This window comes from Curtobacterium pomorum, from assembly GCF_044497295.1.
Taxonomy (GTDB): Bacteria; Actinomycetota; Actinomycetes; order Actinomycetales; family Microbacteriaceae; genus Curtobacterium.
On the sequence record NZ_CP172409.1, the window covers coordinates 1,316,981 to 1,330,730 of the forward strand.

The following is a 13,750-nucleotide window of genomic DNA, read 5'->3' on the forward strand; positions in this document are numbered from 1 at the left end:
CGAAACCAGTTGACCCGGCCCGCTTCGTACCATGAGCACCAGTGGCTGAGCGGCGTTTGGGGGTCGTCCGGCCCGTGCCGGCCGTCACTGCCGTCACCGAGGCGGCAAGGCAGTCCAGGGTTCTCATGAGACCCGTGGTCACTACGCCCCGACGCGCAGCGACAACACCCAGCGGGTCGCCCCGCAGCATCGTTGCGCCACGAGGCGCATCTCGGACGCTCCAACCAATGCATGCAGCACGCGTGCGATACGGCTCACACAATCGCCTCCCTCCTTGCGGAATACCCAGCGGGGGTATACCGTTGACTTGTACAGATACCCGGTAGGGGTACCAACAACTACGAGGAGGATACCTGATGGCTTCGAACGATTACCAGGTGACGGGCATGACCTGCGGGCACTGCGAGATGTCGATCCGCGAGGAGGTCAGCGAGATCCCCGGCGTCCAGGACATCCAGGTCAGCGCGCAGACCGGCAAACTCAACGTCACCGCCGAGGGCGAGATCGACGATGCCAAGGTCATTGCGGCGGTCGAGGACGCCGGCTATTCGGCGGTGCGCGTCTGATGAAGGCCGGAGGACGACTCACGCTCTACGGAGCCGGGTTGGTGGTGGCGTTCGGCGGGGCTTTCGGCCTTGCCGGCGCCATCATTCCCGACAGTTTCGTAGCAGCGTGGGCAGAAGGAAATGACATGAACACGCACGGTGAAGGGCACGGCGGTGCGAAACAGGAACCTGTGGAGCCCGCTCTGAACGGGGTCTCCGCGAGCGCGGACGGATTCGTACTCTCCCCGGTCCAGGCACCGGCAGCGGCAGGCGAGGATGGAGAACTGAGTTTCCAGGTCCTCGATGAGTCGGGTGAACCGATCACCGAGTTCACGACCGCGCACGAGAAGGATCTGCACCTCATCGTCGTCCGTACCGATGGAACCGGATACCGGCACGTGCACCCCGAACTCGACACGAGCACGGGCACCTGGTCAGTGCCGTGGACCTGGGCTGAGGCGGGCACCTACCGCGTCTACGCCGACTTCACACCCGCGGGTGAGGGCGCCGAAGGCACCACCCTGACCCGCACCGTCGAGGTGGCAGGCGACTTTACCCCCGTCGTGACCGAGGTGCAGACCACCGACGAGGTCGACGGATACACCGTCTCCCTCAACGGAGATCTCACCGCCGGATCGTCGAGCGGGATCACGATCTCCGTTGAGCGCGATGGGGAGCCGGTGACCACGCTGGAGCCCTACCTGGGTGCATTCGGCCACCTCGTGGCGCTGCGCGAAGGCGATCTCGCCTACCTGCACGTCCACGCCGAAGGCGACGAGCCCCAGGCCGGTGACACGGCCGGCCCCGAGATCGGATACGTCGCAGAGGTCCCGACCGCGGACCGCTACCTGCTGTACCTGGACTTCCAGGTCGACGGGCAGGTGCACACCGCCGAGTTCGTGATCGACGCCGAGCATGGCGACGGATCACAGACAGACGATCCGCATTCCGACGACCACTGACCCGCTGGGCCTGTCGTCGCACGAGAGCTGAGAAAGAAGGAAGAGGATGAGCACATCAGCGCCCCCCACGGGTGGGCCGGACATCGAGTTGGAGATCGGCGGGATGACCTGCGCCTCCTGCGCGAACCGGATCGAGAAGAAGCTGAACAAGCTCGACGGCGTCCAGGCCACGGTCAACTACGCCACCGAGAAGGCCAAGGTCACCGTGCCCGCCGGGTACGACCCGGCATTGCTGGTCGCCGAGGTCGAGAAGACCGGTTACACGGCCGCCTTGCCCAAGCCCAAGGACACTCGGGCGAGCACGTCTGAGACCGAGGCCGGCGACGAGGAAGACACTGAGCTCACCTCGCTGCGTCATCGGCTGATCGGAGCCATCGTGCTCACGGTTCCCGTGATTGCGATGGCGATGATCCCCGCGCTGCAGTTCACATACTGGCAGTGGGCTTCCCTCGCCCTGGCTGCACCGGTGATCATCTGGGCAGCATGGCCGTTCCACAAGGCCGCATGGACGAACCTCAAGCACGGCACCGCCACGATGGACACGCTCATCTCGATGGGCACCTCGGTCGCGCTGCTGTGGTCGCTCTACGCCTTGTTCTTCGGCACCGCCGGCACCCCCGGCATGACGCACCCCTTCGAGTTCACGATCGCCCCCTCGGACGGAGCCGCGAACATCTACCTCGAAGTCGGCGCGGGCGTGACCATGTTCATCCTCGCGGGCCGCTACTTCGAGAAGCGCTCCAAGCGCCAGGCCGGAGCCGCGCTCCGTGCCCTCCTGGAGCTCGGCGCGAAAGAAGTCGCCGTGCTCCGCGACGGCGTCGAGGTGAAGATCCCAACATCCGAACTGACCGTCGGTGACGAGTTCATCGTGCGCCCCGGCGAGAAGATCGCCACCGACGGCACCGTCGTCTCCGGCACATCCGCCGTGGACGCCTCCATGCTCACCGGCGAATCCGTGCCCGTCGAGGTCGGCGAAGGTGACGCTGTCACCGGCGCAACCGTGAACGCCGGAGGACGCCTGGTGGTGCGCGCCACGCGCGTCGGCTCAGACACGCAGCTTGCGCAGATGGCGAAGCTCGTCGAGGACGCCCAGACCGGCAAGGCCGAAGTCCAGCGCCTCGCCGACCGCATCTCCGGCGTGTTCGTGCCGATCGTGATCGTGATCGCTTTCGTCGCCCTCGGCGCCTGGCTCGGCGCAGGCTTCCCCGTCGCTGCCGCGTTCACCGCCGCGGTCGCGGTGCTCGTGATCGCGTGCCCGTGCGCATTGGGTCTTGCGACCCCGACCGCTCTACTGGTCGGCACCGGTCGTGGCGCGCAGATGGGCGTTCTCATCAAGGGCCCCGAGGTGCTGGAATCGACCCGCAAGGTCGACACGGTGGTGCTGGACAAGACCGGCACTGTCACCAGCGGCAAGATGACCCTGACCGACGTGATCACTGAGCCCGGCGTGGATCGGGCTGAGCTGCTGCGCTTCGCCGGTGCGCTGGAGGATGCTTCGGAGCACCCGATCGCGCAGGCGATCGCCAAGGGCGCGACCCAGGAGGTCGGCCAACTACCCACGCCCGAGGACTTCGCCAACGTCGAGGGCAAGGGCGTGCAGGGCATCGTCGAGGGCACCCCGGTCGTCGTCGGCCGCGAGTCGCTACTCGCCGACTGGTCGCAGCGTCTCTCCCCGGAGACCGCACAGGCGAAGGCTCAGGCCGAAGGCGAGGGCAAGACCGTCGTCGCAATCGGCTGGGACGGCCAGGCACGCGGTATCCTCGTCGTCGCCGACACCGTCAAGCCCACCAGCGCCGAGGCGATTCGCGGGCTCAAGGAGATCGGACTCACACCGATCCTTCTGACCGGCGACAACGAGGCGGTCGCGAAGCAGATCGCCGCGGAGGTCGGCATCGACGAGGTCATCGCCGAGGTCCTGCCCAAGGACAAGGTCGACGTCGTCACCCGCCTCCAGGACGAGGGCAAGATCGTCGCGATGGTCGGCGACGGCGTCAACGACGCCCCCGCGCTGGCCCAGGCCGACCTGGGCCTGGCGATGGGCACCGGCACCGACGTCGCGATCGAGGCCTCCGACATCACGCTCGTGCGCGGTGACCTGCGTGCCGCCGTCGACGCGATCCGTCTCTCCCGGAAGACGCTGTCGACGATCAAGACCAACCTGTTCTGGGCGTTCGCCTACAACGTCGCGGCCATCCCGGTCGCAGCGCTGGGCATGCTCAACCCCATGCTCGCAGGCGCGGCGATGGCGTTCTCCAGCGTCTTCGTCGTCGGCAACAGCCTCCGCCTGCGCGGGTTCAAGAGCGTCGCCACGAGGTGACGAACGAGAACCCACCACCCTCCCGCACGATTCCAACAACGAAGGAACCTAGAGAATGAGCAACTGCTGCAGCACGAACGACACCAACCCCGCCGCCGAGAACGGTGACCGCGAGAACCTGCTTGGGGGAAGCGCCGATGACATGACCACCTGCCCGGTCATGGTCGGTTCCCCTGTCAACAAGAAGACCGCCGAGGCTGCCGGCCTCTACCGCGACTTCGAGGGCGAGCGCTACTACTTCTGCTGCGCCGGCTGCGGCCCGGCGTTCGATTCGGACCCGGCGAAGTACGCCGCCAACATGGCGTAATCCACCAGCGCGCGGGGTGCCTCAGCACCGCTGCGGCACCCCGCCACCTGATCGGAGCGAACCGACATGACCACCACGACCCCTACGACCGAAACCCACCGCGACACCTGCCCCTCGGGAGGCGACGACGACGCACCCGTCCACGGGTACATCACCGACAAGACGAACTACCGCAATCGCCTGCGGCGCCTCGAAGGTCAGATCCGCGGCATCGATCGCATGGTCGACGAGGACCGCTACTGCATCGACATCCTCACCCAGATCTCCGCGGCCACCAGGGCGCTCGAAAACGTCGCCCTGGGCCTCCTCGACGATCACCTCAAGCATTGCGTCCTCGACGCCGCGCTCGCCGGCGGACCAGCCAGCGAGCAGAGGCTCGGCGAGGCATCCGAGGCCATCGCCCGCCTCGTGCGCTCCTAACGCCGGCGCACCAGTTCAACCACGACCAGCAGTCCAGGAGTTCCTCTATGACCACACAGCACGTCCTCATACTCGGCTCAGGAGCAGCCGGGACCGCAGCCGCCCGCACCCTCTCCTCACGCGACGATGTCCAGGTGACGCTGGTGACCCGCACCGGGGAGACGCCCTATACCCGGATGCTCATCAAGGGAATCGCCTTCGGTCCGACACAGCCGGAGATCATCAAGCTCCCGCTGCCTCAAATCGAGGTCATCGCCGACACCGTGCTCGATGTCGATACCTCGGCAAAGCAGGTCCGGCTGACCTCCGGCGCACAGATCTCCTACGACTCGCTCATCGTCACGACAGGGAGCATGCCCCGCTCCCTGCCCGCTGAAGTATTCGGAGGCGACAACGCTGCAGTACGAGGGCGGGTCACCGCTCTCCACTCCCTGGAGGACGCTCTGCGCATCCGAAAGCTGCTGACCGGCCTGGGGCGACCGGCACGAGTGGCGATCTACGGCGGCGGAATCATCGCAGCCGAGACCGCTTCGTCGTTGCAAGCCGAGGGCCACATGGTCACACTGGTCTCCCGCAGTTCCGTTCCCGGCATCGGAGCGTTCGGGACGCCCGTGGCTGAACGCCTCGCCGCCGACCATGCCGCCAAGGTGCAGACCCGATTTGGTCGTACTCTCCAACATGTCGACGAAACCGAATCCGGTGTCGCCATCACCCTCGACGACGGCAATTCCGTCGTGGCCGACTTCCTCCTCGTCGCGCTTGGCACGATGCCCGCAGCCCCGGCACCATGGACGAACGGCATCGACGTCGACGATCACCTCCGCGCCGAAGGAGACCACGTCTACGCCGCCGGAGGTGTGGCCACGCATCACGACGAAGCGCTGGGCACCTGGCGCATCGACCATTGGGAAGACGCCGCCGCACAGGGTACGCACGCCGCACAGGTCGCATTGCACGACCTCGGCCTCAGAGACGATCCGGGCGCATACGTGCCGCGCAGCCCCTACATGGCGATGGTCTACGGTCAGATGATCTCCGGAGTCGGGTATACGGCGGGCACAGACGCCCACTTGGAAGCCGGCGAGGAGTTCATCGTCCGCCACGAGACCGACGGCGTCGTCGTCGGCGTCACCGGCATCGACGCGGTCGGCACCGTCTACCAGTGGGGTCAGCAGCTCCACGGCGTGCGGGCCTAGGCCATGGCGGGAGAGCGTACCAGGCAGATCCCACGGCGAGGCTTCGTGCTCTCGCTGGCAGCGACCATTCTCACGATGGCTGCTGCCAGCGCGCCGTCGTTGTTCTACCCACAGATTGCCGACCGGCTCGGACTCATCCCCGTCGCTACCACACTCGTGTTCGCCGTCTACACGCTCACCCTCCTGGTTGCGCTGCTCTTCCTCGGACCGCTCTCCGACCTCATCGGCAGACGTCCGGTCGTGGCGGCCGGCTCCGTCGCACTCGCGCTGAGCCTCGCCATGTTCTGGTTCGCCGGCAGCCTTGCGGCCCTGCTGTTCGCACGCGCCCTCCAAGGCTTCGCGGCGGGCCTGCTCATCCCGGCACTATCGGCGATGATGATCGACTTCGAACCACCGTCACGTCCGAACATCGCAGCTTTGTGGAACACCATCGGACCGATGATCGGCCTCGGAACCGGGGCTCTCGGTGCTGCGCTCCTGCTCGATCTCACCCCCGAACCGACCACCGCCGTCTTCGGCCTGCTCGTGCTCGCGTTCCTCATCGTGGCAGCGACAGTGTGGGGCACACCGGAACTCGTTCCCAAGAACCGGATACGAGGCGGCGACCTCCGCCCGCGGTTCACCGTGCCATTGCGCCTGCGCCGCATGTTTACCGCAGGCCTGCCTGCGATCATCGCCGGATGGGCAACCAACGGACTCTTCCTCGCACTCGGGGCCGGCATCGTTAGCAGTGAGCTCGGCGGTGCCACGCACACCCACGCCGGGTTCGTTCTCTTCGCGCTGGCGAGCTCGGGAATCGTCGCCTCCTCTATCTTGCAGCGTTGCACCGCCCGCACCATCAGCCTGTATGCGACCAGCGCCCTGGCCTTCGGCACTGCAGCGAGTATCGGCGCTCTCATACTCGGCTCCTACCCGGCCTACGTCGCCTCGGTCGCGATCGTTGGCTCCGGGTTCGGCACGGCGTTCCTCGGGGTACTGCGCACACTCATGCCTCAAACGGACTCATCGGAACGCGCCGCCGTGATGGCCATGATCTACACGGTTAGCTATCTGGCGTTCGGCGTGCCCACGATTGTCGCCGGTTTGCTCGTGCCCGGGCTCACCCTGTCGGGAACGATGACGGTCCTCGGTGCGATCATCATCGCCCTCAGCCTCACCGCCACCTTCCTGCGTCTGCGCATCCCGCAGTCGGTCACACGTCCGCTGGAGACCGCCGACCTCCTCGCCGACTCTCACCGCCGAGCCGCACCCATCCGAGAGGAGCGGCCATGACCTCACTGCAGTCGCGCTCGCAGCGCTGATGCTCAGCAGAAGGTCATCAACGGAACCCGTCGTCCACGCGGCTGGAATCGTCTGATTGCTTGCATCGCGCCTGCACCAGCGTGTCCAGTCGGGCGCTCATCAGCCCGAACCACCCCAGAAGAAGGAGAAGGCACATGCACAACCACAACGACGAAGCCGCATACATGGCCGACATCAAAGCAGCCGCACCCGAGATGGTCTCTGCGTTCTTCGGCTTCGACAAAGCCGTGTTCAAGAAGGATGCAGGCAATCTCGACCTCGCTACTCGCGAGTTGATCGCGGTCGGAGTAGCGGTGACCACCCAGTGTCCGTTCTGCATCGAGGACCATGCCAAACGCGCCGTCAAGGCCGGTGCGTCGAAAGCCGACGTGGCCGAGGCGGTCATGGTCGCCGCAGCCCTACGCGCAGGTGGCGGCGTCACCCACGGATGGAAGGCAATGCGCGCCATCGAAGAGATGGAATGACCAAGCCGCCTTTGCCTAGGCGGAAAGCCACAAGGGATAACGAACTCTGAATGCTTTCAGCGATGGCAGGGTCCATGCTGTATGAGCGCGGACCCCGCCCATCGATTATTACTACGTCAGGCTGGCTCGGCATCCCGTCCGCCCGTCCAAACCTCGGCCAAGCCAGCGACCCAACATCCGGATGCGAAGAGGCAGTATCCGATCATCGCGAAACTCAGTCCGACAACGAACCAGTACCCGATGCCGAGCCAACACTCCTGTCCACACCCAGGGTCCAGCGCCGCCCATGATGTGTGCCGAGACGCCCCTCCAAAGATCATCGACGACGTCTTGACAGGTACCCCCTAGGGGTATATGGTAGAGGTGCCGATGAAAGGAACCGACATGTACAGGAGACTGCGAACAGGACTGGCAGCGGGAGCGGTCGCAGTGGCGCTTGTGCTCGCCGGTTGCGCCGACGGAGCAGACGACGACCAACAGACCGACCCTTCGGCCACTGAGGAGCATCAGGGCCACGGTAACGACAACGCAGAAAGCGGTGATGAGGAGATGGACCACACGATGGAGCATCCAATGGACGGCGGACCGGCACCCGAGGGTATTGCCGAGGCCAGTGACCCTACCTACCCGGTCGGCACCGAGGTGCAGCTCACGGCCGACCACATGGAAGGCATGGACGGGGCGACAGCGACGATCTCCGGCGCGTTCGACACGTACACGTACTCCGTGAACTACACGCCCGTCAGCGGTGGCGACCCCGTCACGGACCACAGGTGGGTCGTGCAGGAAGAGATCCAGGACGCTGGCGACGAGCGCTTGGCCGATGGCACCGAGGTGACTCTGCTCGCTGAGCACATGGAGGGCATGGAGGGTGCCACGGCCACCATCGCCTCGTCCACCGATGAGACGGTCTACATGGTTGACTACGAGTCAGATGGCATGAAGATGACGAACCACAAGTGGGTCGTCGAGAGCGAGATCCAACCAGCGTCCTGAGTCGACGGCCGCGCGTCCGAACACCAGGTGAGCGGCGCATCGGCACGGCTAGATGACGACGGAGGGAAACGATGACGGGCCCGAACTCACACCAGCCGTGCTCAACGCCCAGCTGCCGCGGCGACCTAACCCCCGAAGCCAGCGCGCGTTTCGTCTTGGAGCGCCAGAAGTAAGGACATGCCCATGTCTGTCGACACCGATTCCTACCAGCACGGATATATCAGCGACAAGGAGCGCTACCTCGGCCGCATGAAGCGCATCGAGGGCCAGGCCCGTGGGATCGCGAAGATGATCGATGAGGAGAAATATTGCATCGACATCCTCACCCAGGTCTCTGCGCTGACCCGCGCCCTCCAGGGGGTTGCTACCGGTCTGCTCGACGACCACCTCAAGCATTGCGTGCTCGATGCAGCGAAGCTCAGCGACGAGGCGGCCGTCGAGAAGATCCAGGAAGCCACCGACGCCATCAACCGGCTCGTGCGCTCCTGAGGTGCATCCCGGCTGTTGTCGTACGCAACGCTCGACCCATCCGACCTGATGAAGAAGGCGTCGTGCCCCGCTCGCGCGCGTCACAGTTCGCTTCTCGGTTCGCGTTCGTGAATGCTGACGCAGATGGCACGTGCGCCAAGGCTTTGAGTGAGACGACATCACGCCCCCGCGCATCCCTTGCAGAATGATCAAAGCGAATGGGAATACCCCTGGGGGGTATTCGGTTCTTGAGTGTGACTGATTGATCGAAAGCTGAAGGAGAACCATCATGAAACTCTTCGCGATCCGCGACTATCGGCACTTGTTCAGTGCGCAGATCATCGCACTGTTCGGCACCGGCTTGGCCACGGTCGCACTTGGCCTCCTCGCCTATGACCTCGCTGGGCCCAGAGCTGGGGCCGTGCTCGCGACCGCACTGACCATCAAAATGGTGATGTACGTCGTGATCGCGCCGATCGCCGGGGCATATGCTGACCGGTTGCCGAGGCGGGCGTTTCTGACACTCCTCGACGTGATCCGGGCTGCGGTCGTGCTCGCGCTGCCGTTCGTCACCGAGGTCTGGCACATCTATGTCCTCATTGGTGTGCTGCAGGCGGCGTCTGCAGCGTTCACCCCGACCTTCCAGGCGGTCATCCCCGACATCGTCACCGAGGAATCGCAGTACACCCGCGCATTGTCGGCGTCCCAAGTCGCATACACCATGGAAAGTCTCCTCAGTCCGGTGCTCGCAGCACTGGCACTGCTGTTCATGACATTCAACTGGCTGTTCGTGGGTACCTCGATCGGGTTCGTCGTCTCGGCGGTACTCGTGCTCTCCACGAGGATCCCGAACGCCACACCCAGCGGTCGCACCGGCGCGTGGGAGCGAATCTCGTCCGGACTCATCACGTTCGTCCGTACATCGAGACTGCGGGGCATTATGGGACTGAATCTCGTGGTAGCCGCGGCCGGCTCGATCGTGGTCGTCAACACCGTCAACTACGTGCGCGACCAGCTTGGCGGAAGCCAAGCCGCCGTCGCGTGGATGCTCGCCGCCTCCGGCGGTGGCACCCTGATCGTCGCGCTCATCCTTCCTCGCGTCCTCGACCGGATCGCTGACCGCGCCGTGATGATGACCGGTGCCCTCGTTCTGCTCGTCGGAGTCGTCGGCGCCGTCGGAATGTCCGCGATCCAGATTGCGTCGGCGACAGTAACCGCCCCGATCTGGGTGCTCATCGGTGCGGGGATGGCGCTCATCGTCACCCCGACCGGTCGCGTGATCCGAGGGGCCACACCGAAGGAGGGGCTGCCGGGTGCATTCGCCGCCCAGTTCTCGCTATCCCACCTGGCCTGGCTCATCACCTACCCGATCGCTGGATGGATCGGCACCCTTTTCGGGCTCACTCTCGCTTGGTCGATCCTCGGGATCCTGGCCGCGGTGGGAGCGGCCGCGGCCGTAGTGGTGTGGCCACGCGCACAGAATGCCGAGGTCTTGGTCGGTGCCACTGAACCTGAAGCTGTTTCACCTCAAACTGGGGTGCCACATGCGTCTGGGGGCGATCAGGGTCGTGTGTTGGTCGCGGAGATCGAGCAAGCCGAGTGCACCCTCGCCGCAGGACAGTGCGCCTGCGTCCGCACCGTGTGATCTGCGTGGACGCAATGAGGAGTGAAGTGAACCTACTTCACCCCACATCGCGTCAGACGTTGGTGAAAGAGGCTATCTCGCAGGAAAGATGACGGTCCAGGTCTCGCCACATCGGCGTTGGTCACGATGTCGCTTCTGCTGGCCAATGCGAAAGTGCCGGTGCCAAGACCACGAGTGATTGCAGCGACTTCGGCGCGGGCCTGCCCGCTCTGTCGCGCAGCACTCGCGCCCATCCGATGCCACCCGGCCACGGACCGTGAACTTTACCTACCATATTTCAAACTGAACTCTTACCCTATAGGGGTAAGACGTATCATCGGTGGAAATGAGAGAGAATGAGCACGCGCACGCGATGTACGACACACGCACTTGGATGCGGCGGTCGCCGTCTTCGCGTTGCTGGCGAGTCCCGTAAGGATGAAGATGATTCTCGCCATCCGCGACATCGAGATCTCTGCCGACCATCTGGCAGACATCGTCTGTCTTTTTAGTCGACCAGACCGCGCACGAGCTCGACCGCCTGGAGTCGGCCGGGATCGTGAGGCGGCATCAACGCGAGTCCGGCGACTTCGACCTGCTGACCGGCGTGCATGCCGGCGCATTGGCTGGGAGAGCGATCTTCCACGCCGAGCATCAGTAGCAAGAGAATGCTCGTGGGGGCTCTCTCAGCCAGAACTCGCAACCGAACTGACGAAGGAGGCGCAATTTATGCCCCGCTTTTCCCGATTGACCCCTGAGACCGCCGTTGGAGCTTCACGAGACCTACTCGGCGACCTCGTCGAGCGGCACGGCCAGGTCGGAGACATGGTCTCGACGATGGCGCACTCCCCAGCAGTGCTCGGCGGCTATCTGCAACTGAGCAAGGCCATGCGCCGCGCCAAGCTCGACCGCAAGGTCAGTGAACTCGTCTCGATCGCCGTGCAGTCACAGCAGGGATGCGGGATGTGCCTGGCTTCGCACATCAGCGCAGCGCGTTCGCTTGGGGTTAGTGATGACGAGATCGCATTCGCCCAGCAGGGCACCGCGATGACCAGCCCAGTTGCCGCCATGATCGCGCTCGGCCTCCAGATCTACCGTGAGCCTGCGTCGATCACCGACGAACAGATCGACGAGCTTCGGAGATACGGGTACAGCGACCGTGAGATCGCTGATGTCGTTGGGGTCGTGTCGCTGAACATTCTCACCGGCGCCTTCAACCTGGTCGCCGGACTCACGTCGGGCGATTAGCCTCGCTCCCGATTTGGTGCCTTGGCCGAGAGGATAGGCGACGGTCTGCAAAACCGTTTACACGGGTTCGAATCCCGTAGGCACCTCCGCGCCCACTGATGATCTTCGGCGCTATCGGTCTTGTCGCGAACATTATCGCCCATCACCATTCTCGCCTCCAGTCGCGGTTCCGACTTCAATTTGCGCGCCGCGGCCCTCGAAGTTCTCAACGATGCCCTCAGGTCGCTCGGAGTGATCATCGCGGCGATCGTCATCGCCACGACCGGGTTCATGCAGGCCGATGTGCTCGCCGGCCTGCTCATCGCCGCCCTGATCGTGCCTCGCACCTCCTAACTCATGCGTGATCACCGGCGTCCTCGTGGAGTTCACCCTCAAAAGCTTTGACCTGGACAAAGTGCGCTCACACATCCTCCAACTCGACCACCTCAAGGATGTCCGCGACTTGCACGCGTCGACAGTCGCGACCGGCCTGCCGCTGCTGTCCGCCCATGTCGTCGTCGACGACGAGTGCTTCACCGACGGTCATGCCGCCAAGACGCTGTAAGAGATCAAAGAGTGCGTCGCAGGACACTTCGAGGTCTCCATCCATCACTCGACCTTGCGGAGATCGAGACCGAACATATCGCCGAACACGAGCGGGAAGTCAGCAAGTACGATTGACCGAGGCTTCCCCACTGGACTCGTGCTGGACGGGGGGTGTCCGCGTCAACCAGGTAGGTACTACCCCTATGGGGTACCCTGGTAAATAGTCATCGCGGGTAGACACGGCAAGGAATCCCATGAAGATCTTCAAGTTATTCCCGAAACAAGGCGGGAAGAAGACCGCTGCAATCGTCGTCACAGTTGGCGCTTTTATGCTCACCGGATGCACGGTCGCCGACGACTCATCCTCAGCTGGCGCAGCCAGCGGGGTCGAGATCCTTGCCGAGCATGGTCTCGACGCCCTCGATGTCCGCGAACTGATCGAAACGCTCGATGCGATGCCGCTGGACGAGCGCACCGAGACCTTGATCACCTCCGTCACCGCGGAGACGGTCACGCTGACCGATCAGCACGGGCACACGGCAGAAGTGCCGCTGCCCGGCGATGAAATCTACGTATCCGTTGCCCCGTATGGGGCGCAGACCCATGACTGCTTCTACCACAGTCCGACCGGCTGTCTCGGGGAGCTGCGCAACGCAGACGTCGGGGTCACCGTGACTGATACGGCGACCGGAGAGGTGATCATCGACAAGGACATGAGAACCTTCGACAATGGCTTCGTTGGGATCTGGCTGCCCCGGGGTGTCGAAACGTCGATCTTGATCACCCACGACGATCAGGTTGCCACCTCCGAACTCTCGACCGTCGGCGACGATGCGCAGACCTGCGTGACCACAATGCAGTTGACCTGAATCCAGCTACATGGGAATACCCCTAGGGGGTAACGTGTTGTGGTGTGTGTGCGGTCAGTCGCGCACGACGAGCAACAGGAAGGAAGTTGATCACCATGAGCGAAGTCACCATCGTCGACACCCAGACTTTCGATGAGGTTGTTCTGAAGAGCGAGATCCCCGTTCTCGTGGACTTCTGGGCGGCCTGGTGCGGCCCGTGCCGTGCGATCGCGCCGGTCCTGGAGCAGATCGCGACCGAGCAGGGCGGAAAGCTCCATATCGCCAAACTCAATGTCGACGAGAACCCTGACATCGCCTCGCGCTACAACATCAGCTCGATCCCAGCAATGAAGGTCTTCGACAAGGGTGAGATTGTGCGCGAGATCATCGGGGCGATGCCCAAGCCACAGATCGAACAACGCCTCGAAGGTATTATCTGAGGGTCTGCTATCGCGCAATTCTCCGTTTCGTTAGTCGTTGCGTGTTAATCGTCTGACTCAGCACGAATCGCCGGTTCGTCGAAGTGAC

16 protein-coding genes and 1 tRNA gene are annotated in these 13,750 nt (G+C 64.2%); all 17 read left to right on the forward strand.

The window, feature by feature from the left end; genetic code table 11:
* The first annotated feature begins 356 nt into the window (after positions 1–356).
* The 17 genes from ACGH48_RS06340 to trxA all read left to right on the forward strand — a co-directional run bounded on the left by ACGH48_RS06340 (position 357) and on the right by trxA (position 13,662).
* Complete coding sequence (locus ACGH48_RS06340) at positions 357–566, forward strand: heavy-metal-associated domain-containing protein (protein WP_396290657.1); 210 nt, start codon at positions 357–359, stop codon at positions 564–566.
* Positions 566–1,507 (forward strand): hypothetical protein, encoded by a 942-nt coding sequence (locus ACGH48_RS06345; protein ID WP_396290658.1) that lies wholly within the window; start codon positions 566–568, stop codon positions 1,505–1,507. The genes ACGH48_RS06340 and ACGH48_RS06345 overlap by 1 nt, the downstream gene beginning before the upstream one ends.
* A 46-nt stretch (positions 1,508–1,553) precedes the next feature.
* Positions 1,554–3,824, forward strand: coding sequence for a heavy metal translocating P-type ATPase (locus ACGH48_RS06350; RefSeq protein ID WP_396290659.1), 2,271 nt, complete (start codon positions 1,554–1,556; stop codon positions 3,822–3,824).
* 55 nt (positions 3,825–3,879) lie between these two features.
* Positions 3,880–4,131, forward strand: coding sequence for a YHS domain-containing protein (locus ACGH48_RS06355; protein WP_396290660.1), 252 nt, complete (start codon positions 3,880–3,882; stop codon positions 4,129–4,131).
* Between the two features lie 66 nt (positions 4,132–4,197).
* Complete coding sequence (locus tag ACGH48_RS06360; protein ID WP_396290661.1) at positions 4,198–4,551, forward strand: metal-sensitive transcriptional regulator; 354 nt, start codon at positions 4,198–4,200, stop codon at positions 4,549–4,551.
* Positions 4,552–4,598: 47 nt separating this feature from the next.
* The gene (locus tag ACGH48_RS06365) at positions 4,599–5,747 is read left to right on the forward strand and encodes an FAD-dependent oxidoreductase (protein WP_396290662.1); all 1,149 of its coding nucleotides are present in this window, start codon (positions 4,599–4,601) and stop codon (positions 5,745–5,747) included.
* Positions 5,748–5,750: 3 nt separating this feature from the next.
* Positions 5,751–7,019 (forward strand): MFS transporter, encoded by a 1,269-nt coding sequence (locus tag ACGH48_RS06370; RefSeq protein ID WP_396290664.1) that lies wholly within the window; start codon positions 5,751–5,753, stop codon positions 7,017–7,019.
* A 164-nt stretch (positions 7,020–7,183) separates the two neighbouring features.
* Positions 7,184–7,513 (forward strand): carboxymuconolactone decarboxylase family protein, encoded by a 330-nt coding sequence (locus tag ACGH48_RS06375; protein ID WP_396290666.1) that lies wholly within the window; start codon positions 7,184–7,186, stop codon positions 7,511–7,513.
* A gap of 384 nt (positions 7,514–7,897) precedes the next feature.
* Complete coding sequence (locus ACGH48_RS06380; RefSeq protein ID WP_396291106.1) at positions 7,898–8,509, forward strand: YdhK family protein; 612 nt, start codon at positions 7,898–7,900, stop codon at positions 8,507–8,509.
* A 183-nt stretch (positions 8,510–8,692) separates the two neighbouring features.
* Entirely contained in the window at positions 8,693–8,998 is a 306-nt protein-coding gene (locus ACGH48_RS06385; RefSeq protein ID WP_396290667.1) for a metal-sensitive transcriptional regulator, read from the forward strand.
* A gap of 268 nt (positions 8,999–9,266) precedes the next feature.
* Positions 9,267–10,622 (forward strand): MFS transporter, encoded by a 1,356-nt coding sequence (locus ACGH48_RS06390; RefSeq protein WP_396290669.1) that lies wholly within the window; start codon positions 9,267–9,269, stop codon positions 10,620–10,622.
* 423 nt (positions 10,623–11,045) lie between these two features.
* Positions 11,046–11,849: a carboxymuconolactone decarboxylase family protein gene (locus tag ACGH48_RS06395; RefSeq protein WP_396290670.1), complete on the forward strand. Its 804-nt coding sequence runs from the start codon at positions 11,046–11,048 to the stop codon at positions 11,847–11,849.
* Positions 11,850–11,864: 15 nt separating this feature from the next.
* Positions 11,865–11,935, forward strand: a tRNA-Cys gene (locus ACGH48_RS06400).
* Positions 11,936–12,029: 94 nt separating this feature from the next.
* The gene (locus tag ACGH48_RS06405; RefSeq protein WP_396290671.1) at positions 12,030–12,182 is read left to right on the forward strand and encodes a cation transporter; all 153 of its coding nucleotides are present in this window, start codon (positions 12,030–12,032) and stop codon (positions 12,180–12,182) included.
* Positions 12,183–12,189: 7 nt separating this feature from the next.
* Entirely contained in the window at positions 12,190–12,393 is a 204-nt protein-coding gene (locus tag ACGH48_RS06410; RefSeq protein ID WP_396290672.1) for a hypothetical protein, read from the forward strand.
* 235 nt (positions 12,394–12,628) lie between these two features.
* Positions 12,629–13,243 carry a CueP family metal-binding protein gene (locus tag ACGH48_RS06415; RefSeq protein WP_396290673.1) on the forward strand — a complete coding sequence of 205 codons (615 nt, stop codon included), beginning with the start codon at positions 12,629–12,631 and terminating at the stop codon, positions 13,241–13,243.
* Positions 13,244–13,338: 95 nt separating this feature from the next.
* Complete coding sequence (gene trxA / locus ACGH48_RS06420; RefSeq protein ID WP_396290674.1) at positions 13,339–13,662, forward strand: thioredoxin; 324 nt, start codon at positions 13,339–13,341, stop codon at positions 13,660–13,662.
* Positions 13,663–13,750 lie beyond the last annotated feature (88 nt).

What these genes read in the sequence shown, in the direction of transcription:
- ACGH48_RS06345 (WP_396290658.1), top strand. Translation starts at nt 566, where the DNA reads ATGAAGGCCGGAGGACGACTCACGCTCTACGGAGCCGGGTTGGTGGTG.
- ACGH48_RS06355 (WP_396290660.1), top strand. Translation starts at nt 3,880, where the DNA reads ATGAGCAACTGCTGCAGCACGAACGACACCAACCCCGCCGCCGAGAAC.
- ACGH48_RS06350 (WP_396290659.1), top strand. Translation starts at nt 1,554, where the DNA reads ATGAGCACATCAGCGCCCCCCACGGGTGGGCCGGACATCGAGTTGGAG.
- ACGH48_RS06340 (WP_396290657.1), top strand. Translation starts at nt 357, where the DNA reads ATGGCTTCGAACGATTACCAGGTGACGGGCATGACCTGCGGGCACTGC.
- ACGH48_RS06370 (WP_396290664.1), top strand. Translation starts at nt 5,751, where the DNA reads ATGGCGGGAGAGCGTACCAGGCAGATCCCACGGCGAGGCTTCGTGCTC.
- ACGH48_RS06360 (WP_396290661.1), top strand. Translation starts at nt 4,198, where the DNA reads ATGACCACCACGACCCCTACGACCGAAACCCACCGCGACACCTGCCCC.
- ACGH48_RS06365 (WP_396290662.1), top strand. Translation starts at nt 4,599, where the DNA reads ATGACCACACAGCACGTCCTCATACTCGGCTCAGGAGCAGCCGGGACC.
- ACGH48_RS06385 (WP_396290667.1), top strand. Translation starts at nt 8,693, where the DNA reads ATGTCTGTCGACACCGATTCCTACCAGCACGGATATATCAGCGACAAG.
- ACGH48_RS06415 (WP_396290673.1), top strand. Translation starts at nt 12,629, where the DNA reads ATGAAGATCTTCAAGTTATTCCCGAAACAAGGCGGGAAGAAGACCGCT.
- ACGH48_RS06390 (WP_396290669.1), top strand. Translation starts at nt 9,267, where the DNA reads ATGAAACTCTTCGCGATCCGCGACTATCGGCACTTGTTCAGTGCGCAG.
- ACGH48_RS06375 (WP_396290666.1), top strand. Translation starts at nt 7,184, where the DNA reads ATGCACAACCACAACGACGAAGCCGCATACATGGCCGACATCAAAGCA.
- trxA (WP_396290674.1), top strand. Translation starts at nt 13,339, where the DNA reads ATGAGCGAAGTCACCATCGTCGACACCCAGACTTTCGATGAGGTTGTT.
- ACGH48_RS06380 (WP_396291106.1), top strand. Translation starts at nt 7,898, where the DNA reads ATGTACAGGAGACTGCGAACAGGACTGGCAGCGGGAGCGGTCGCAGTG.
- ACGH48_RS06395 (WP_396290670.1), top strand. Translation starts at nt 11,046, where the DNA reads ATGATTCTCGCCATCCGCGACATCGAGATCTCTGCCGACCATCTGGCA.